Source organism: Pseudomonas sp. FW305-7, from assembly GCF_058786735.1.
The window spans coordinates 187,882-208,408 of record NZ_JBYSZA010000002.1 but is presented as its reverse complement, the minus strand read 5'-3'; the positions used below and the strand labels follow the sequence as shown (position 1 = coordinate 208,408).

The 20,527-nt window shown below is 60.0% G+C and carries 14 protein-coding genes and 1 pseudogene; 10 read left to right on the top strand and 5 right to left on the bottom strand.

Annotated features, from left to right (window positions below):
* Window positions 1–175 precede the first annotated feature (175 nt).
* From aspA to AC3WMT_RS03950, 7 genes are all read left to right on the top strand, one after another.
* Window positions 176–1,600 carry an aspartate ammonia-lyase gene (gene aspA / locus AC3WMT_RS03980; RefSeq protein ID WP_103302711.1) on the top strand — a complete coding sequence of 475 codons (1,425 nt, stop codon included), beginning with the start codon at window positions 176–178 and terminating at the stop codon, window positions 1,598–1,600.
* A 608-nt stretch (window positions 1,601–2,208) separates the two neighbouring features.
* Window positions 2,209–3,654, top strand: a complete 1,446-nt coding sequence (locus AC3WMT_RS03975; RefSeq protein WP_103302713.1) for an alanine/glycine:cation symporter family protein — start codon at window positions 2,209–2,211, stop codon at window positions 3,652–3,654.
* 171 nt (window positions 3,655–3,825) lie between these two features.
* The gene (locus AC3WMT_RS03970; protein WP_103302716.1) at window positions 3,826–4,830 is read left to right on the top strand and encodes an asparaginase; all 1,005 of its coding nucleotides are present in this window, start codon (window positions 3,826–3,828) and stop codon (window positions 4,828–4,830) included.
* 166 nt (window positions 4,831–4,996) lie between these two features.
* Window positions 4,997–5,989, top strand: coding sequence for an AraC family transcriptional regulator (locus AC3WMT_RS03965; protein WP_103302718.1), 993 nt, complete (start codon window positions 4,997–4,999; stop codon window positions 5,987–5,989).
* 72 nt (window positions 5,990–6,061) lie between these two features.
* Window positions 6,062–7,942 carry an ankyrin repeat domain-containing protein gene (locus AC3WMT_RS03960; protein ID WP_103302720.1) on the top strand — a complete coding sequence of 627 codons (1,881 nt, stop codon included), beginning with the start codon at window positions 6,062–6,064 and terminating at the stop codon, window positions 7,940–7,942.
* Window positions 7,943–8,106: 164 nt separating this feature from the next.
* Window positions 8,107–9,138, top strand: a complete 1,032-nt coding sequence (locus tag AC3WMT_RS03955; protein WP_103302722.1) for a histone deacetylase family protein — start codon at window positions 8,107–8,109, stop codon at window positions 9,136–9,138.
* Window positions 9,139–9,282: 144 nt separating this feature from the next.
* On the top strand, window positions 9,283–13,878 hold the full coding sequence (locus AC3WMT_RS03950; protein WP_492577661.1) for a dermonecrotic toxin domain-containing protein: 4,596 nt from the start codon (window positions 9,283–9,285) through the stop codon (window positions 13,876–13,878).
* On the opposite strand, the gene pdxR is transcribed toward AC3WMT_RS03950, so the two are convergent.
* Window positions 13,811–15,388 carry a MocR-like pyridoxine biosynthesis transcription factor PdxR gene (gene pdxR, locus AC3WMT_RS03945; RefSeq protein ID WP_103302724.1) on the bottom strand — a complete coding sequence of 526 codons (1,578 nt, stop codon included), beginning with the start codon at window positions 15,386–15,388 and terminating at the stop codon, window positions 13,811–13,813. The genes AC3WMT_RS03950 and pdxR overlap by 68 nt on opposite strands.
* Window positions 15,389–15,480: 92 nt before the next feature.
* Here pdxR and AC3WMT_RS03940 point away from each other — a divergent pair, with 92 nt between their 5' ends.
* The 3 genes from AC3WMT_RS03940 to AC3WMT_RS03930 are packed head-to-tail and all read left to right on the top strand — an operon-like array spanning window position 15,481 to window position 17,245.
* The gene (locus AC3WMT_RS03940; RefSeq protein WP_103302726.1) at window positions 15,481–16,104 is read left to right on the top strand and encodes an FMN-binding negative transcriptional regulator; all 624 of its coding nucleotides are present in this window, start codon (window positions 15,481–15,483) and stop codon (window positions 16,102–16,104) included.
* Between the two features lie 10 nt (window positions 16,105–16,114).
* A complete protein-coding gene (locus AC3WMT_RS03935; protein ID WP_103302728.1) occupies window positions 16,115–16,561 on the top strand; it encodes a GNAT family N-acetyltransferase in 447 nt (148 codons plus the stop codon).
* 12 nt (window positions 16,562–16,573) lie between these two features.
* The gene (locus AC3WMT_RS03930) at window positions 16,574–17,245 is read left to right on the top strand and encodes a GNAT family N-acetyltransferase (RefSeq protein WP_103302730.1); all 672 of its coding nucleotides are present in this window, start codon (window positions 16,574–16,576) and stop codon (window positions 17,243–17,245) included.
* A gap of 86 nt (window positions 17,246–17,331) precedes the next feature.
* Here AC3WMT_RS03930 and AC3WMT_RS03925 read toward each other — a convergent pair whose 3' ends face one another.
* The 4 genes and pseudogenes from AC3WMT_RS03925 to AC3WMT_RS03910 form a co-directional block, all read right to left on the bottom strand.
* Window positions 17,332–17,610: a helix-turn-helix domain-containing protein gene (locus AC3WMT_RS03925; protein WP_103302732.1), complete on the bottom strand. Its 279-nt coding sequence runs from the start codon at window positions 17,608–17,610 to the stop codon at window positions 17,332–17,334.
* Window positions 17,607–18,663: pseudogene (locus tag AC3WMT_RS03920) on the bottom strand (HipA domain-containing protein). The gene AC3WMT_RS03925 and the pseudogene AC3WMT_RS03920 overlap by 4 nt, the downstream one beginning before the upstream one ends.
* Before the next feature lie 168 nt (window positions 18,664–18,831).
* Entirely contained in the window at window positions 18,832–19,197 is a 366-nt protein-coding gene (locus AC3WMT_RS03915) for a DUF6124 family protein (RefSeq protein ID WP_103302734.1), read from the bottom strand.
* Window positions 19,198–19,600: 403 nt separating this feature from the next.
* Complete coding sequence (locus AC3WMT_RS03910) at window positions 19,601–20,500, bottom strand: homocysteine S-methyltransferase family protein (protein ID WP_103302736.1); 900 nt, start codon at window positions 20,498–20,500, stop codon at window positions 19,601–19,603.
* Between the last annotated feature and the right edge of the window lie 27 nt (window positions 20,501–20,527).

The following is a 20,527-nucleotide window of genomic DNA, read 5'->3' as shown; positions in this document are numbered from 1 at the left end:
CCTCCCGGACACGCACCAAAACAGGTCACACGTCTGCCGCGCACGCGGCGTCACACGGGCATTATGCCGAATGCGCATAGGGCAGTGCTTAACAGCATTGGCCCAAAAATTCCCACAAGCCTAGCATTCGCAGCGTTCCGGCACAGACCGGGTCCATATCGAGATGATTTCTATCATGTCCTCCGCTGCATCTTTCCGCACAGAAACCGACCTGCTTGGCGCCCTCGACGTACCCGCTCAAGCGTATTACGGCATCCAGACCCTGCGAGCGGTGAACAACTTCCGCCTCTCGGGCGTTCCGATTTCGCATTACCCGAAACTGGTTGTCGGCCTGGCAATGGTCAAACAGGCCGCTGCTGACGCCAACCGCGAGTTGGGTCACCTGAGCGAAGCCAAGCACGCCGCCATCAGCGAAGCCTGTGCACGATTGATCCGCGGTGATTTCCACGAAGAGTTCGTGGTCGACATGATTCAAGGTGGCGCCGGTACTTCCACCAACATGAACGCCAACGAAGTGATCGCCAACATTGCACTCGAAGCAATGGGTCACCAGAAAGGCGAGTACCAGTACCTGCACCCGAACGACGACGTGAACATGGCGCAGTCGACCAACGACGCTTACCCGACGGCCATCCGCCTGGGTCTGCTGTTGGGTCACGACACCCTGCTCGCCAGCCTCGACAGCTTGATTCAGGCATTCGCGGCCAAGGGTGAAGAATTCAACCACGTCCTGAAGATGGGCCGTACCCAGCTGCAAGACGCCGTGCCGATGACACTCGGCCAGGAATTCCGTGCCTTCGCCACCACCATGGGCGAAGACCTGGCCCGTCTGAAGACGCTGGCCCCGGAACTGCTGACTGAAGTGAACCTGGGCGGCACCGCGATCGGTACCGGCATCAACGCCGACCCGCGCTATCAAGCGCTGGCTGTCCAGCGTCTGGCGCTGATCAGCGGTCAACCGGTAGTACCGGCGGCCGACCTGATCGAAGCGACTTCCGACATGGGCGCCTTCGTGCTGTTCTCCGGCATGCTCAAGCGCACCGCGGTCAAGCTGTCGAAGATTTGCAACGACCTGCGCCTGCTGTCCAGCGGCCCACGCACCGGCATCAACGAAATCAACCTGCCGGCGCGTCAGCCAGGCAGCTCGATCATGCCCGGCAAGGTCAACCCGGTAATCCCGGAAGCCGTCAACCAGGTGGCGTTCCAGGTTATCGGTAACGACCTGGCGCTGACCATGGCAGCCGAAGGCGGCCAACTGCAACTGAACGTGATGGAGCCTTTGATCGCCTTCAAGATCTTCGACTCGATCCGCCTGCTGCAACGCGCCATGGACATGCTGCGCGAGCACTGCATCGTCGGCATCACCGCCAACGAAGCACGTTGCCGTGAACTGGTCGAACACTCGATCGGTCTGGTCACCGCACTGAACCCGTACATCGGCTACAAAAACGCCACCCGCATCGCCCGTATCGCTCTTGAAAGCGGCCGCGGCGTGCTGGAACTGGTGCGCGAAGAAGGCCTGCTCGACGAAGAGAGTCTTGCCGACATCCTGCGCCCGGAAAACATGATTGCTCCGCGTCTGGTTCCGCTCAAAGCCTGAGCCGACGCGTTACTTGTAGCACCGCTCACCAGGTCGAGGGACTAGACACCTCTCACCTTTTGAGGGCTTGGGGATATTTCCCCAGGCCCTTTTTTTTAACTTTCTGATCCTGAGACCCGTATGTCTGGGGATTGCTTCATGTGGAAATAAGCCCTTGTGGCGAGGGGATTCATCCCCGATCGACTGCGAAGCAGTCGCAAAACCCTGCCACGCGATGTGCCTGATACAGCGTGATTACAGGTTTTGGGGCCGCTACGCGGCCCTTCGGGGATAAATCCCCTCGCCACAGGGTTTGAGTCAACACAGAAGCGGCTCCCACACAAACCCGACGCCGGTAACGTCGGGTGCTTCAAAGCTTCGTTTCGTCGCTTGCACCACTACCGTGCAGACGGGCGCGCCACTGATCGGTATAGTGCCGCCCCTCTTCGCGTGAGCGGTCGTCGGTAACGAGGCCATAACCCATGCGAAACCCGAACTAATAACAAACCCGCGAAATGGATCCGGGACGAAACCCTCGCCTCGCCTGTCGTGCCGCGCGCAGACCGGTGTAACGCGATGTTTCTGAACATCCAGCATTTGCTTACACAAAAAACAGCGAGGAAAAATCCATGCTCGAAGTCATTAACGACTTCCTCTCAGGGAAAGTACTGATCGTGCTCATTGTCGGGCTCGGTAGCTACTTCACGATTCGCTCGCGTTTCGTACAACTGCGCCACTTCTTCCACATGTTCGCGGTGTTCCGCGACAGTTTGAAAGGCAGCGCCGGGCAACTCAGCTCGTTCCAGGCCCTGATGCTCAGCCTCGCCGGCCGTGTCGGTGCAGGCAACATCGCCGGTGTCGGCATCGCCGTGACCCTCGGCGGGCCAGGTGCGGTGTTCTGGATGTGGGTGACCGCACTGGTCGGCATGTCCAGCAGCTTCTTCGAATGCACCCTGGCCCAAGTCTATAAGCGCGCCGATGGTGACGGTCTGTACCGTGGCGGCCCGGCTTACTACATCCAGCACGGCCTGAAACTGAAAGGCATGGCGGTGGTGTTCTCGATTCTGCTGCTGGTCACCTACGGCTTCGCCTTCATTGGCCTGCAGTCCTACACCGTGACCCACTCGTTGCAGAACGCCTTTGAATTCAACCCACAACACACCGGGATCGTCCTGGCGGTGTTGCTGGCCATCACCTTCATCGGCGGCATCAAGCGCATCGCCTCGGTGTCCGACCTGCTGGTACCGATCAAGACCCTGGCCTACATCGGCGTGACTCTGTACGTGATCGGCACCCAGATCGAACACGTGCCAGCCATGCTGGAAACCATCTTCAAGAGCGCCTTCGGCCTCGATCCGGCCTTTGGCGGCCTGCTCGGCAGCGCCATCGTCATGGGCGTGAAGCGTGGCGTGTTCGCCAACGAAGCGGGCCTGGGCAGTGCGCCGAACGTCGCCGCCGTGGCCGCCGTGAAGCACCCGGGCGCCCAAGGCGTGGTTCAGGCTTTCAGCGTGTTCCTCGACACCTTCGTGATCTGCACCTGCACCGCGCTGCTGATCCTGTTGTCGGGCTTCTACACCCCGGGCTTTGAAGGTGACGGCATCGTCCTGACCCAGAACTCGCTGGCCGCCGTGGTCGGTGACTGGGGTCGCATGTTCGTCAGCGTCGCGCTGTCGCTGTTCGTCTTCACCTGCATCCTCTACAACTACTACCTGGGCGAGAACAGCTTGCAGTTCCTCACCCGCAACCGCGCCGCGCTGATGGTTTTCCGCGGCCTGGTGCTGGCGCTGGTGGTATGGGGTTCGATGCAGGACCTTTCGACCGTGTTCGCCTTCGCCGACATCACCATGACCTGTCTGGCCTTCGTCAACCTGGTGGCCCTGGCCATGCTGTTCAAGGTTGGCATGCGCGTGATGCGCGACTACGACGAGCAGCGCCGTGCCGGCGTCAAACAGCCCGTGTTCGACTCCAGCAAATTTACCGATCTGGATCTCGACCTGAAGGCCTGGCCGAGCAATCCGTCGTCCGCCACTCAAACCGATGCTCAGCCGCAAGGCGTGCCTGCAGCGCAACGCTGACAGGTGAATGACGGGCGCATCCCCTGCGCCCGTCAGTTATTGTGATGCAATAACTTGCAGGAGTGAGCCTGCTCGCGATGGCTGTCTTTCAGCCAACATCAATGTTGAATGATGAACTGCTATCGCGAGCAGGCTCACTCCTGCAATGTCATCTCTTGTGGAGACCTTCAGATGATTGCCAATTCCTACCCCGCCGCCCAGCACGTCATGGTGCTCTACACCGGTGGCACCATCGGCATGCAGGCCAGCGCCAACGGTCTGGCCCCTGCATCCGGTTTCGAAGCGCGGATGCGCGACTACCTGCACAGTCAGCCTGAACTCGTCGTACCGCAGTGGCGCTTCCGTGAGATGTCGCCGCTGATCGACAGCGCCAACATGACACCGGCCTACTGGCAGCAACTGCGTGAAGCAGTGGTCGACGCTGTGGATGTGCAAGGCTGCGACAGCGTGCTGATCCTGCACGGCACCGACACCCTGGCCTACAGCGCGGCGGCGATGAGCTTCCAGTTGCTCGGCCTGCAGGCTCGCGTGTGCTTCACCGGCTCGATGTTGCCGGCCGGCGTGACCGACAGCGATGCCTGGGAAAACCTCAGCGGTGCGCTGGTTGCGCTGGGCCAAGGCCTGGAACCGGGTGTACATCTGTACTTCCACGGCGAACTGCTGCCACCGACCCGTTGCGCGAAAGTACGCAGCTTCGGCCGTCATCCGTTCAAGCGTCTGGAGCGTCAGGGTGGCGGCGTGAAAGCCCCGTCGATTCCTGCAGCGTTGAACTACAACCAGCCGAAGCAACAGGCGAATGTCGCGGTGCTGCCGCTGTTCCCCGGTATCAGCGCCGGAATAGTCGACGGCCTGCTCGACGGTGGCATTCAGGGACTGGTGCTGGAGTGCTACGGCAGCGGCACCGGACCGAGCGACAATCCCGAGTTCCTCGCCAGCCTCGGCCGCGCGCGGGATAACGGCGTGGTCGTGGTCGCGGTCACGCAGTGCCATGAAGGCGGTGTCGAGCTGGACGTTTACGAGGCCGGCAGCCGCTTGCGTGGCGTTGGCGTGTTGTCCGGTGGCGGCATGACCCGCGAGGCGGCGTTCGGCAAGTTGAATGGGCTGCTCGGTGCCGGCCTTGAAACTCAAGAAGTCCGCCGACTGATTGAGCTCGACCTCTGCGGCGAACTGATCTGACACACCGCACGACTCTGTAGGAGTGAGCCTGCTCGCGATAGCAATCTTTCATTCAACATTGATGTTGGCTGCCAGACCGTAATCGCAAGCAGGCTCACTCCTACAAAGGAGTTTCACCCGGCATGCAACTTGCTGCGTTCCAGCCATCATCAGGCTGGAAGATCTTATGCTCCACTCCCACCTCACCACCCTCAACGCCGTCTCACTGGTCCTCAACACCTTCAAGGCGGAAGGCTTGTCGAGCGATGCCTTGCTGGCCGGCAGCGGCATCAGTGCAGCGGATCTGGCCCGGGCCGACACGCGCATCACCACCAATCAAGAGATGCAGGTTTGCGCCAACGCGGTCGCGCTCAAGCGCGATATCGGTCTGGAACTGGGCCGGCGCATGCACGTTTCCTGCTACGGCATCCTCGGTTACGCCTTGCTCACCTGTGCCACCTTCGGTGACGCTTTGCGCCTGGCGATCCGTTATCCGGCGCTGCTGGGAACACTTTTCGAACTGAGCCTGGAAGACGATGGCGAACGTGTCTGGTTTGTCGCTGCCGACTATCGCGAGAGCCCGGCGATGGCGGTGTTCAATGCCGAGTTCTGTCTGGTTTCACTCAAAGTCATTTGCGATGACTTGCTCGGTCACCCGCTGCCATTGCTGGCCACACGGTTTGAACACGCGGCCCCGGACTATCGCGCCAGCTACGCCGAACACTTCGCCAGCCCGCTGCACTTTGCCGCCAAGGACAATGCCTTCGCCTTCGACCGGCACTGGCTCGACCAACCGCTGCCGCTGGCCGACAGCATCACCCATCAAGCGATGGCCGAACGTTGCCGCAAACAGAATCTGGAGTTCACCGGGCGTCAGGCCTGGCTGGGGCGGATTCGTCAATTGCTCAGCGCGCAGTTGAACGCCGCGCCGGGGCTGGAAGGTCTGGCCCAGCAGATGAAGTGCTCGCCGCGCACCTTGCGCCGGCATCTCAAGGACATGGGCAGCAGCTATCAGGAATTGCTCGATGAACTGCGCTTCGAGCGCGCCAAGCAGATGCTGTGTGAGGAGCAACTGCCGATCTACCGCATCGCCGAGACACTGGGCTTCAGCGAGACCGCAAGTTTCCGCCATGCCTTTGTGCGCTGGAGTGGCGTGGCGCCCAGTCAGTTCCGCCCTTGAGATAAATCAGGCGCAGCGCCAAAGACTGCACTACATTACGCGGCCTGATTCTGTCGCCGGTGTTTTTGCTCGATGGCCCTTTTTCGTTACTGCGCACAACGTGTCGTTCTCGCTGCTCTGATCAACCTGCCCATGGCCGCCCATGCCATCGAGCTGAACTGGTGGGGGCTGCCACCCAAAGCGGTGGTCGATAAGCCCGAGTACGCCCGCACCATCATCCCGATGCCCACCGCTGCCGAAACACCGACGCCATCGGTGGGGTTGCTCAGCGGCTTTCGCGGTCTGTTTTACCTGAACGTCTATCGCGATCAGGACTACCGCGAACGCACGCAAAAACTCGGGCCGATTCCGCTGCTCACCGCCGAGGAGTTTCACAGCTGCATTACCGAGTTCCAGTACTTGAATCTGGGCTCGTCGGCCAGTCGTACCGACATCGCACCCGGCATTGTGGTCGATACGCTGGCGTTCGACTGCGTCAAAAGCAGCGGCTGGGAAACCAAGCGTTATCTGCTGATCGATTCGCGCGCACCCGGTACACCGTTGCTGGCGCTGGGGCGGATTCGCAACGATCACCTGCTGTCATTCCAGCCATTGCAGGACACTCCGGCGGCAGTGCTCGACACCTGGCTCAAAGGCGTCGAAGGCGCCCGGGACGCCATGCGCTACCAAGTACCCGACGCGCCGCTGAGCATTGAAGTCGACCCCAAACCTTACCTGGCCGGCGACGGCGCGCTAGAGCTATGGGAACTGCACCGACAACTGAGCCAGGCCAGTGACAAAGGCCCGGGGCTGAAGAAAGTCGATGAGCTGTTTTTGAATCAGGACTTTCGGCGGATTGGTGCCGATCAGCCGGAGTTCATCGGCCAGCTCAATGACATTGCCTACTGGAAGAGCCAACTGGCACCGGACGAGGGTTCACGGCAATGGCTGCTGGAAGTCGTACGCCGCGCGCCACAACGCATTCCGGTGTATCTCAACCTCGCGGATCAGGCCTGGCAGTACTATGAAAAGGCACCGACCTACACCACCCAATACGCATTGGCGCAGGAGTATTACCGGATCTACTGCGGGCTGCGCCTGCAACGTAGTCTGAGTGTTCCCGAGCGTGTCCTGCAGAATCTCGACCTCACCCAGGCCGACCCACAGGCCTGCCAGGCGCAGTGGCCCTTGATCGAGGCCGTCGACAATCAGGACGAGCCGCGCGTGCGGCAGTTGCTCGACAGCGGCCTGCAAGCCAAAACCCTCGGCGAGGACGGCCGCAGTGCCTTGTTGCATGCACTGGATGCGCCGAACTTCGCCATCGCCCGCCTGCTGCTCGAACGCGGCGCCGAAACCCACGGCATCAACGGCAGCGAGCCGCTGGTGATGCAGGCACTGAACAAGGACCTCAAGGCTGACAAGGATCCGCAGCAAGCCCAGCGCACGCAGTTCCTGCTCAACGCCGGTGCCGCCATCGACGAGCCCGATGCGCGCGGCAAGACCCTGCTGATGCAGCGAGCATCGGCCAAGGATGAAGAGGTGTTCAACTGGCTGTTCAAGCACCCGCAAAACCTGGATTTGCGGGAAAGCGAGGAACAGCGAACCGCGCTGTACGAAGCGATTTACCGCAACAACTATCCGGCGGCAAAACGTCTTGTTGACGCCGGGGCGCAGTTGAATTTTCTCTATCCTTCCGGACGTTGCTACAAGGGTGACCGCCTGGATTCGGTGCTCTATCTGCTGGCAAGCCAGGCCCCGAGAAGCAACATCGACAAAGAACTCGACCATCAGCAGATGTTCGGGCTGTTCACGTTGATGCTGGAAAAAGGCGCCGACCCGACGCTGGGAAATGATTGCAGCAAGGATGCCTACAGCAAATTGCGCAAGGTGCTAGAGCAACGCGAGCGACCGGATTGGCTGGAGGCGCTCGACCGCCATCAAGCCACGACGGATAAAACCGCAAGCCGTCCCTGAATGTGTATCGCGCCCCGTAAAGGGGCGCTTCGGCCTTTGACGGGGCGATTTGCGGTCAGACTTTTTGGCCAGATCGATCCCCTTTTGGCCTTTCCTGCCGTTCTCCGAATCGCATTGCACCGCAACACTGGGCGCAACCGAATCAGCCCTGCGGAGAACAACAAATGCTGACGATCTACTCGGACGATCATCACCTGCACCATGGCCGCTGCGAATTGATCGACGGCCAGCTCAAGCCGTGTTTCGAGATGCCGTCGCGCGCCGACCATGTACTGCAACGTGTGCAGAACCAGCACCTGGGGCCGGTCGAGGCACCGAAGGATTTTGGCCTTGAACCGATCGCGCGCATCCACAGCCGCGACTACCTCGACTTTTTCAAAGGTGCATGGGCGCGCTGGACTGAATTCAACACCGACGGCGATCTGCTGCCCTACACCTGGCCGGCGCGCACCTTGCGCGCGATCAAACCGACCAGCCTGCATGGTCAGCTCGGTTACTACAGCTTCGACGGCGGCGCGCCGATCACCGCTGGCACCTGGCAAGCGGCGTACAGCGCAGCGCAGGTCGCACTGACCGCGCAAGCGGCCATTCAACATGGCGCACGCAGTGCCTTTGCCTTGTGTCGGCCACCGGGACACCACGCGGCCAGCGATTTGATGGGTGGTTATTGCTACCTCAACAACGCTGCCATTGCTGCGCAGGCGTTTCTCGATCAGGGCCACCAAAAGGTTGCGATCCTTGACGTCGACTATCACCACGGCAACGGCACGCAGTCGATTTTCTATGAGCGCAGCGACGTGTTGTTCACCTCGATCCACGGTCACCCGGAAGCGGAATTTCCGTTCTTTCTCGGCTATGACGATGAGCGCGGCGAAGGGGCCGGTGAGGGTTTCAATTTCAACTATCCGTTGCCGGCCGGATCGGGCTGGGATGTCTGGAGCGCGGCGCTGGACCAGGCCTGCAACGAGATCGACCGCTACGGCGCCGACATCATTGTCGTGTCGCTCGGTGTCGACACGTTCAAGGACGATCCGATCTCGCAATTCAAACTCGACAGCCCGGACTACCTGGCGATGGGCAAACGCATTGCCGCCCTGGGCAAACCCACGCTGTTCGTCATGGAAGGCGGTTATGCCGTGGAGGAAATCGGCATTAACGCCGTGAACGTACTGGAAGGTTTTGAAAGCGCTCAGTAAGCAAATCCTCGCCAGAGACCCGCGTTCGCGGGTCTTTTTTTTGCCTGCCATCTGTATGTACCGCACACCGGCGGCACGCGACTTTTACCTTGCCCTGACCCGGCGCCATTTGGCGCGCCGCCCTTGTCAGAGCAGGAATTACCCATGCCCGAAATCTCCTTGCCCAGCGCCGTTGATGTACTGACGCAACTGGTGACCGGTCCGTCGCTGCGGGAAGTCGCCACCCAGGCTTTGCGCCCAGAGCTCAAGACCTTGTATCCGAACCTGAATATCGATCCGCAATTGGCCATGGTCGTGACCCCGACCTGGATCGTCAAAGACGACCGCGTCGTTAGCGGCGGCGATCAGGTCGAGTCCCTGACCGACGTGCTGGTGCGGCTCGGCCTGTCCGGTACCACCGTCACGTATCTGGACGATGAACACTTTCTGACCCTGCACCCCGGCAGCGAGTCCGCGTTCCAGTTGCCCGTAGAGGTCGACGCCCTCGCCAGCTTGCTCAACGAACTCGCGCCGCTGCTGTTCGTGGCGTACCGGGAACAACAGGTTGATTACTGGAACCGACATACCTCTCCCGCACACCCGCGCTGGTATCAACTGTCGGATGCTTTGCGCAACCTGTGGAATGTCGACGCGAGTCTGGGCTGGGACGCGGATCAGCAAGCCATGGCTCACGCCGTGTTCCGTCACCCCGACAAGCACCAGCGGCTGTCCGGCGACAAGTACAAGACGCGCGCCTGCCTGATCGACCTGGATCAGGGTGACGGTGAAAAGCGCACCCATGTACACGTTCTCGATACCGCCGTGCTGGTCGGTACCCATGAAAAGCGCACGCTGATCGTGACCCATTCGCTGGTGAATGGTTTCCGCCGTTTCGATTCGATGGAGGCGCTGGGTGATGCCCTGCCGCGTCGCTATCGTGAGAACACCGCCGCCGGTGACCTGCACTGGCGGTTGTTCGAACCCGACGGCAACTTCTTCGATCATCAGGCTTGCACGCTGATCGCTCTGGAGGCCGATGCCCTTGGCGAGATCAACTTCTTCGCAGGCTCGACCCTCAATAACCTCTTTCCCCATAACGGCACGGCCGGCGATCACTCAGAGCCGGCGCCACGCCTCAAACCCCACGTCGACCGTCTGCAACCGATGCTGCCGTCCTGGCTCGACAACGCCAATGCGGCCGATCAGACCAGCTTCAGCCGACACCTGCTGGACCTGACCGTGGTGCAGCACCAGAACGCCGGCAAATCGTTTCAGAGTGAAGTGGCCAGCCTCGACACTTTTACCCGCGAAGCGCTGACCCGGCAGATCCGCAAGGATCATCCCAAGGCCGGCGAGGTAAAAATCGATGAGATCGAGATCAGCATCACCAGCCTGGATGTCTGGGGCACGTTTGTCGTGCCGTTCAACAGCGAGAACCAGACGTTCTCGTTGAGCGAACTGACCCTGCAAAACCTCGAAGGGATGCCGCTGGGCAACAAAACCGTGCGTTACAGGGACGGCAGCGCCTTGCCGGACTGGCTCACCGTGGCCTATGTGGAAAAACTGGTCACCACCGTCAACATCGGCAAAACCTATCCGGCGTACCTGCAGAAGCTCCTGGTCGACGATAGCGTCCAGGCATCGGCCCTGCAGAAGTTATATGTCCGTCAGTTGCCGATCGAACTGCCGATGCTGGCGCTGCAGCACAAGATTCGTGGCGAGGCCGGCATTGACGAGCAAGGTTACCGCTACCTGTTGGCCGCCCTCGGTGACAGCGCCGAGGACCGTGTAGTCGACGGGCAGGAAATCATCATCAGCCCGCTGGCGTTCAATGCCCACCACATCAGCTCAAGGGCCGACACCGTGGTCAACATGTTTGTCATCGGCCCGCGTCAGACCGACAAGGGTCCTTATCTGCTTTATCGACCCCTGTTCGAAAAACCGTTGATCCAGTACCCCAGTCGCACCAATCTGCTCTATGCGATCAAGCACTCGCGCCTGCTGCGCGAGTCGGTGCTCGCCTGGTTGCCGGATGATGTTCGTTTCAACTACAGCCAGTACGTGTTCCCGGCCAAGATGCCGTCGGTGTGGGTCATTCCTCAAGCAGTGGTCAATCCCGTCACTGCCGTCGACATGCTCGGTGTCGCCCAGTTGCACACCCGCGCGATCACCGACGATGTCCTGCGGACGCTGCACAAAGCCAACGTCGAGGCCATCCTCACTCAGGCCGACCGCCAGACGGTCTCCAACGCCGAAGCACGCTGGGCCTCGGTAAAACACGGCGGCTGGATGCTGTTCAACGCCGCCCTGCCGTTCCTCGGGCGGGGCATCAGTACCGCCGCCTGGATCTGGCAGATCCTCGACGATTTGCAGGAAGTCAGCGATGGCGCAAATCAGCCGACCGGCAAGATCGCCTGGACCGCGCTCGCCGATATCCTGCTGGCGCTCGGCATGGTGCTGGCCCACCGCGCTGCCGTCGGCAAGGCGCCCCGGCGCGAAATCATCAGCGCGGCGGAAACGGCAGAACGGTTGCTGCCAACAGTTGTTCCCGAAGTCGTCAAACCGGTGCGGCTGCCAGACGTTACAACCCTCGAACTGCCGGTCGGCCATGACACATCGCTCAATGCGAGCGTTGCATTGGCGCGTTCAGGCCCCAGTCTTGAGTCACTGCTCGACAGCCTGAAAACCACAAAGCCCAAAGACCTCGGCACTGCAACCACCGAAGGCCTGCATCGGCGCCTCTTTGCTCACCAGAAAAAATGGTACGCCCCCGTCGGCAAACGCTGGTTCGAGGTGCAACTTAACGACAACGGCGATGTGCAAATCATCGATTCGCATCAAGTGCCCACACGTACTGGGCCTTTGCTGACCGTTACCGCCGGCGGGCGATGGGTCATCGATCTGCGGTTGCGTCTGCGCGGCGGCGCGCTGCGCAGTCGTATCGCGCAAGCACGCCTGGAAAAACAACAGAAGCTGGCTCAGTTGAAGAGTGACATCAGCGCGTTCGATCTGACGATGCAACCCAAGCAGGACACACTGGCCGATTTCCATACAGCCTTGCTTGAGGCACTGCCGGAAAAAGTAGAGGAGACTCGCAAGCAGTACCTCGACACCCTTGAATCGCAACTCAGCGAATACACGGCCCACATCGACCAGCTCAAGGCACTGAACCTGGCGGAGCCGGTACCCAACTACCGCACGGCGATGATCGACCGGCTGACCATGCAAATGTTTTTGTGCCACTCCTGGTTTATCGAGCGCAATCTCGATTACAGCACTACCCTGACGGCGACGACGGACCTGTTCGATCACAACGCGACGGCGCAAGCAGACCATGTCGCGGCCTTCGAAAAATTGAACGAGCTGACCGGCAAGTTCATTGCGAAGCTGGAGTTTGCCCATACGCGCTTCGATGAACTGAAACTGCTTGGCAAAGAAGGTGTCGAGACCCAACGCCGTTACCAGGCCAAGCTCCCCGCTTATGAAATCAACGACCTGAAAATGCTCGAGATCAGCCTGGCGCAGAGACTCTGTCTCAAGGCGGGTCCGCCAGAAAGTGCGGCTGACGCCAGGATTGCCCTGGAAGACGTGATTGAAGATGCCGCACTCAACATCCAGAGTTCGATGGACCTGAGCACTGATGAAAACCTGGACAACCTCGCCGAACGAATAGAAGCCACGAGCAATCTGGCCGAACAATTTACCGCCATCGACCAGCGCTTTGTCGACCTGCTCGTCGAGTACCCCGAACACTTTCAGCCCGAGCGGATGGCGCAAGTGCGCAAGCAGATCAATGCATTCAGCGAAGCCACGGTGAACAGGCTGGGCAACCTGTTGCGCGACCAACTCCTGCTGGGGCCGAAGCCCGGCCCCTCACGCCCCAGGACAAACTCCGGCAAAAAAATCATCAAGACCCGCTACAAAGGCACGCTTGTCGGTGAAGTCCGAAAAAGCGCCGATGGCCAGGACACTGACCTGGTGGACGTGCGAGCGAAAGTATCGGGCAGACTCATCGCCACGTTTCATGAAAAAACGCCCGGGGAGTGGGTCGAGCGAGTTACACCGAAGACATCGCCAACCCCGTCCAGGCCGAATCTGAAAAACAGTCTTGCCGTGGGACAAACCTTGATCGACGACCTGCCCGCGTTCCACAAGCGAACCGATGGCCATATCAAACGCGCCAAACGCATACCGGCCGAAGCTGAATCGCTCTATCAGGTGCATGCCGTGACTCTGCGCAGCGCCAGAGAGGCCATCGATCAGGCCTTGATCGCCAGCAACGAGACCGCAGACCGTGTGGCGTCCACGCTGGTGGACGCGCTCGACAGCGCAGCGGCTGCGCTCGATAAAAAGGGCCGAAAAACCCGGATTACCTTGATCAAACAGCAGCCGCCGACGGCCGCCCATGTTCAATGGCTGAACAATGTCGGTGAAGTGAAAATCAGCAAAACCGTTTCTCGCCGCCGCCTCAAAGGCCCTAAAGATTTTCTCGATGAATATGAAATCAGCGACGCCAGAACCGGCGCAGCGTTGTGGTACGCGCACATTCACTATGACAACGCCACCGCCCCGGCCACCGCGTCGACGGCTCGCCATATGAAAACCCTGGAGCAGCGGCGCCTTGGCGGTGCCTACGACATGCGCAACCTGAGCAATCAGGAACTCATCAAAATTCACCGCAGCGCGATGACGCCTAAATTGGCCGAAGAGCTTTTTTTCCCTCCTGCCAAGCCTGCTGCAACCGCGTCAGTGCTGCCCTGATTGCAGGTTCGGGCACAGCGGCAAAGCCCAGGACCAGACCGGCGCGCTGATCGGAAGCGGTCGATGAATCGGGCAGCCAGTAATGGCTCAAACCGTTGATTTCCACATCCACGCGGGCAGCCTGTTCAATCAGTTGCTGCTCGCGGGCGATGCTCTCTACCGGCACGGTCAGGTGCAGTCCGGCAGATACTGCGGGCAATTTACCCACGCCAGCAATGCCCGTCGGCCAGCCGTCGAGCAACGCATTGCGACGGCTGAGCGCAGCGCGGCGCATGCGCCGGATATGCCGCTGGAAATGCCCGGCGGCCATGAACTCGGCCATCACCGCTTGGGTGCTCACCTCGGAATGCCGGACGTCCACCGCCCGGCGTTGCGAGAACGCGTCCACCAGCCCCGGTGGCAGCACCAGATAACCAAGGCGCAACGCCGGGAAGGCGACTTTGCCGAAGGTGCCGACATACAACACCCGTCCCTGGCGATCGAGTGCCGCCAAAGGTGCCAAGGGCGCACCGGTATAGCGGTACTCGCCATCGTAATCGTCCTCGACGATCCAGCCTTGGGTCCGTTCGGCCCAGGCGAGCAATTCCAGACGTCGCGCCAGACTCATCACCACCCCTGTCGGGTATTGATGGGAGGGCGTCACGTACGCCACGCGACAATCACTGGCCGCCGATAACGCCGCGCAATCCATGCCTTCTTCATCCACGGCGATACCGCGCAAGCGGCCCCCTGCCACAGCGAAGGCATGACCCGCCGCGCGGTAACCGGGATTTTCGATGCCAACGCCGTCACCCGGCGCCACCAGCAGCTGTGCACAAAGGCTGATGCCCTGTTGCGCGCCACTGGTGATCACAATTTGTTCAGCCGTGCACTGCAAACCGCGTGAGCTGCGCAAATAAGCCGCAATCAAGCTGCGCAAGCGCGCATCACCGGCAGGATCGCCGTAGCACAGTTGCTGAAGATCCGGTTTGCGCCAGAAAGCCGCGTTGAGCTTGGCCCAGACGTCGAACGGGAACAGATCAAAGGCCGGGACGCCCACTCGAAATGCGCGTGGCGGGCCACTCGGGGGACGAGCCAAATGGTTGTTCTGGACCCGGCTCATTGCGTCGCTGTGGATAACTTTGCTGGATGGATCAACAGGTAAATCCAGCCAATTTGTGGATAAGGCTGTGGGTAAGCCTGTTGAAAACCCTGTGGATACTTTTGTGGATAGTTTTTTATCCGAAGACGCGGTCTGGGGTAATTGAGCGACGTAGGTGCCATCCCCGACTTTGCCCTCGATAAAGCCTTCGGCATACAGCTGATCGTAGGCCCGCACCACGCTGTTGCGGGAAATACCCAAGGCCAGCGCCAGATCGCGACTGGCCGGCAATCGTGTACCGCTGGCCAGACGGCCGTCGAGCACACGCAAGCGCAACGCCTGGTAGAGCTGACGAGTCAGGCCCTGACGGCGGTCGAGCTCGATTCCGGCCGGATTGAAGGGCATGGACAACGTGGACGCATCAGGCATGACAATGGACCTATGAAATTGGTCATCAATGGCTCTTACAACAGACCAATAGCCTGCCTACGATGCAGGCATTCGCCAAGGAAAATATCTCCATGTACACGCCGCGCGCCTTTGCCATCGACGAGTTGTCGCAACTCCACGAACTGATCCTCGCCACCCGCCTCGCCATTCTCGTGACCCACGGCGAAAACGGTCTGCAGGCCAGTCATGTCCCCGTGCTGCTGCATTGCGAGCAAGGCGAAAATGGCACGCTGTACGGGCATCTGGCCAAGGCCAATCCGCAGTGGAAAGACCTGCGCGACGGCGCCGAAGCCATGCTGATTTTTGCCGGCCCCGACGCCTACGTCAGCCCGGGCTTTTACCCGAGCAAGGCCGAACACGGCAAAGTCGTGCCGACCTGGAACTACATCGCCGTGCACGCCTACGGCCATGCCGAAACCTTCAGCGATGGCGGACGGCTGCTCGACATCGTCAGCACCCTCACCGACCGTCATGAAGCGGGCCGCGCGCAACCGTGGAAGGTCGACGACGCCCCCGCCGACTACATCGACGGGATGCTCAAGGCCATCGTCGGTTTCGCCATTCCCATCGACCGGCTGGAGGGCAAGCGCAAGCTCAGCCAGAACCGCAGCGCCGAAGACATTGCCGGCGTGCGCGAAGGTCTGGCCGCCAGCCCTGACATCAACGACCAAACTCTTGCCCAATTGATGCGTTAAGGAAAACCCCATGAGTCAGATCGAGATCCGCCAGGTCAGCGTCGATGACCACGCCGCCTGGCTGCCGCTGTGGCAGGCCTACCTGCGCTTTTACAACACCGAATTGCCGGACGCCGTAACGCACAGCACCTGGCAGCGTTTCCTCGACCCGAGCGAGCCGACTCACGCGGCGCTCGCCTGGGCTGACGGCAAAGCGCTGGGCATGGTGCATTACATCTACCATCGCTCGAACTGGAGCATCGAAAACTCCTGCTACCTGCAAGACCTGCTGGTCGCAGAGCACACCCGCGGCACGGGTGTCGGTCGCCAACTGATCGAACACGTCTACGCCACCGCCAAAGCCGACGGTTGCTGCAAAGTCCATTGGCTGACCCACGAAAGCAACGCCACGGCGATCCAGCTCTACGAGCGCATCGCCGAGCGCCCGGGCCTCATCCAGTTTCGCAAAGCCCTTTAAGGAGAGACGCGCATGACTGCTTCACTTGCTGACTGGAAAGGTGTCCCCGCCCCCACAACCAAGCTGCTCGAAGGACGTTTCATCCGTCTGGAAAGACTCGACCCGGCGCGCCACGGCGACGAGTTGTTCAACGCGCTGCAAGGTCCCGGCGCCGATCCGAAACTCTGGGATTATTTGCCCTACGGCCCGTTCCCCGAGCGCAGTGTGTTCAATGACTGGCTGAACGATCACGCAGCCAGCAGCGACCCGTATTTCTTCAGCGTCATCGACCGCGCCAGCGGCCAGGTGCAAGGCATTCTCAGCCTGATGTCGATTGTTTCGGCTCAGGGCCGTATCGAAATCGGCCACGTCACCTTCGGCGCACCGATGCAGCGTTCGCCGAAGAGCACCGAGGCGGTTTACCTGCTGGGCAAATACGCCTTCGAGCTGGGCTATCGTCGCCTCGAATGGAAGTGCAACAACGGCAACGCCCGCTCCAAATACGCGGCCGAGCGTTTGGGTTTCAGTTTTGAAGGCGTGTTCCGCCAGCACATGGTGGTCAAGGGGCAGAACCGCGATACGGCGTGGTATTCGATTCTGGATGGTGAGTGGCCGGCGATTGCGGCGGGGTTTGAGCAATGGTTGAGTGATGAAAACCAGACACCGACCGGGCAGGTTAAAGGCTTGGTCGAGTGCCGTTCTTAACCTTTTAAAAGCAAAAAATCGCAGCCTGCGGCAGGCCCTACATTTGCCTTGTGCAGGAGCTGCCGCAGGCTGCGATGTTTTGATCTTTAAATGATATCTCGCCGAATCCGCACAACACCCATCTTCATCCCAAACGGACGAAACACGGCGTTCAGCGACTTCAGTGTCTGATTACCTTCACCATGCTCGATGTGCACCAAGGTACGCACCGAGATTTTGCACATCTTCGCAAACTGGGTCTGATGCAGGCCCGTCACTTCTACGCGCAGGCGGCGAACGGCTTCGCCGATCTCAAGCGTTCCTTGGGCCAGCGCTTCCCGTATGTTTTCAATAAGCACAGTGCGCTCGGCAACGGTCAGGCTCATTTCAGATCCCACTCTTTCAATCGCTGCTCCAGATTCTTCAATGCGATGCCTGGGTGATTCATGGTTCGGTCCGGCAGGCCGCTCTCGGTCAAAATATCGGGAAGGGCCGCAAGGCGTCGTGCATCCTGACGAAGGCGCTCGAATGAATCCGGCGCATCGGCCAAAGCAGCCAAGGGATCATCCGGGTCTGCAATATCAGCCAATGCACGACAAACGCCTCGCCAATCGACATCACCCGCTCTTTCCAACGCTTTCGGCCACTTAGTCGTACGGGTAACGCCTTCATCGTCCATGACCATCGGCGCCAAGTCATAAATGGGCGCAAGTCGAAACGAACTCGAACCACGAATGATCGCGGTATTGCGGCCATGGTTATCCGAGTTACCGAGAATTTTGTTGATCAGATCCCGACGCAAGTAATCCGCAACCAGATCGGGAATCTGCTCCGCTTGCCCTGCCTCGCGCCAAAGACGGGCAAGCATGCGAATCACGTCCAAATGGTCCATCGCGCTGCCTGGCGTTGTCACGTTAGCCAGCGAATAAATCGATTCGACCGCATAACGCTCAACACCTTGAGCCGTTACCCGACGATCAAAGCGCTGCATCCACAAGCTGGGTTTGCTCGCCTCTTCCAGTGCCAGCCCTTGTGATGCGACCGTTTCGATGCCTAATGTCTGAAGGGCTTTGTAGTAGTGGAACTCACTTCGCAAGATGTCCTGATCGGTCTGGTTGCCTTTGTTACGGGCAAATTTCACAAACCAGTGCTGACTGACCTCTGAATCCTCAAGGACTGCATCGGGGTATAGGAGACCGGCCTTGTTCTCTGCCAACAAAAGCTTCGGTGCTTCTCCGGCTATCCCATTCCAATGGGAACCGTACACTCACAGCTTTTGAGAACGGCGAACCGAGGGCATCTAAGTTATCGACGAGATAAGTGGTTTGATAACCGAAATCGCAGCGACTTTCGAAACCCTTTTCGGGGTCAGCGAAACTCAGAATCATCGCGTCATGCCATTGCCCAACCGCGAATATCTGTAATGTCAGGTCGTACATACGCTTTTTACCTGCATTTAAATGCACTTTAGCGAAGGGTTTTCATTAATAACTGCAATATAGTGCATATTTAATCGAGAGCCGCGAATACATCTGCAACAAAATGCAGAAGCACCCACAACGTCTTTCCCAGCCAATGTGCTGGCAGCACATACGCATGCGCCGCCATCACTCCGTTGGCACTAACCTGTCCAGCACCCGATTAACCGCCAGCTCTGCCAGCATCACCACCTGAGCGATGCCTTGCAGGGTTTTGCGGTGGGTGCCTTCAACCTGCGCGATATGGTTGTTGATCATGACGGTGGCCGAGCCAAGGGTTTCAGTGGCATCTGCCAGCAGGGACTCGTTGTCGGCCTCGGGGCTGGCCATGTACAGCGTGTTGGGCTTGTAAGGCGCGGCCATGATGTCGGCCGCCGATGGGCCGAGATAGTGGTCGAGGGCGCGCTCGGCGGCTTCGTGGAATTTCTTTGAATCGGGCGATTCGTAGGGGGATGCCGGGTCGGTGACCGGCGGGTTTGGCGTTGGTTTGAACATGGTGACTAACCTCTGTGAGGCCGCCATCTTTTCACCGCTAAGCGAAAGGGTGGCGGCTGTGCGCAAGTTAGCGGACCGGTAGTCACCAAAAACCCGGTGCACCCGAAGGTGCCATGCGCACAGCCACCATCAAGTGCAGGCAAATGCCTGACTGGATAGATATGTGCAACCGTAGTGACTAGCCGGGCCGCTAAGCCCGATCACTGGAAATCAGTGATGCAAACCAAGTTACGCAGCCAGCCAAAGGCGCACAAGCCGGCGGATTCTGGTGCATGCGTAGGCAGCGGCGCAAGGATTTGTAGGTCGCAAGACGTAAAGCCAACAGGCTTTAAACAAGAGCGACGGCAGAGGTTTACTGCACCAGAATAATTGGCGATTTATCTGTCGTATCAGGCCTCTTCTCTTAACCGAGTTTCTGCGCCAGCACCGCAATGTGCTCCGGGCCGATCCCGCAGCAACCGCCCAGGTGACTGGCCCCGCGCTGCTGCCAATCGAGCGCCCAATGCAGATAACCCGGCGGATCGAGATCTTCGCGCAACGGGTCTAGTCCATCATTGGCCGTCGCTTCTTTCGGCTGTGGCGGAAACGCATTGGCATACGCGCCGATGTGAATCTTCACCCCCAGACGTTCGAAGGTGTCGCGCGCAGCATCAATCGCCGCGCCGATCACTTCCGGCTGACTGCAATTGAACAACAGCGCCTCGACGCCCAACTCGGCGGCCACCGCAGCCGCTTCGGCCACCGGTTCGCCGGAACGCAAACGCGGCACTTCGTCAGTGTCTTCGTCCTTCAAGGTAAACGACAGCCAGAACGGCTTGCCGTCCTGTGGCAGCCCGGCATGGATGGCCCGCGCCTCGATGATCGAGCTCTGGGTTTCCGCCAGCCACAGGTCCACGTGCGGGGCCAAGCCCTTGACCAACGGGTTGAGCAATTCGGTCACCCGGGACGCCTCGAACAGATCAGGGCGATAGGAGCCGAACAACGGCGGCAAGGAACCGGCCACTCGCACGGCTTTGCCCGATGCCTGCACCGCACGCCGTGCCAGTTCACCGGCCAGTGCCGCCAGCGCCTGACCTTCAGCGGCGAAACGTTCTTCGCCGATGTGGAACGGCACCACCGCGTAACTGTTGCTGGTGATCACATTGGCACCGCTGTCGATGTAGGCGGCGTGTACCGCCTCGACCGCTTGCGGTGCTTCGCTGAGCGCCAGTGCCGACCACTCCGGCTGCCGGAATGGCGCTCCGGCGCGTTGCAACTCACGGCCCATGCCGCCATCCAGAATTACCGTGCTTGCTGCGCCCATATGCTTTTCACTCATATGCTTATGAAA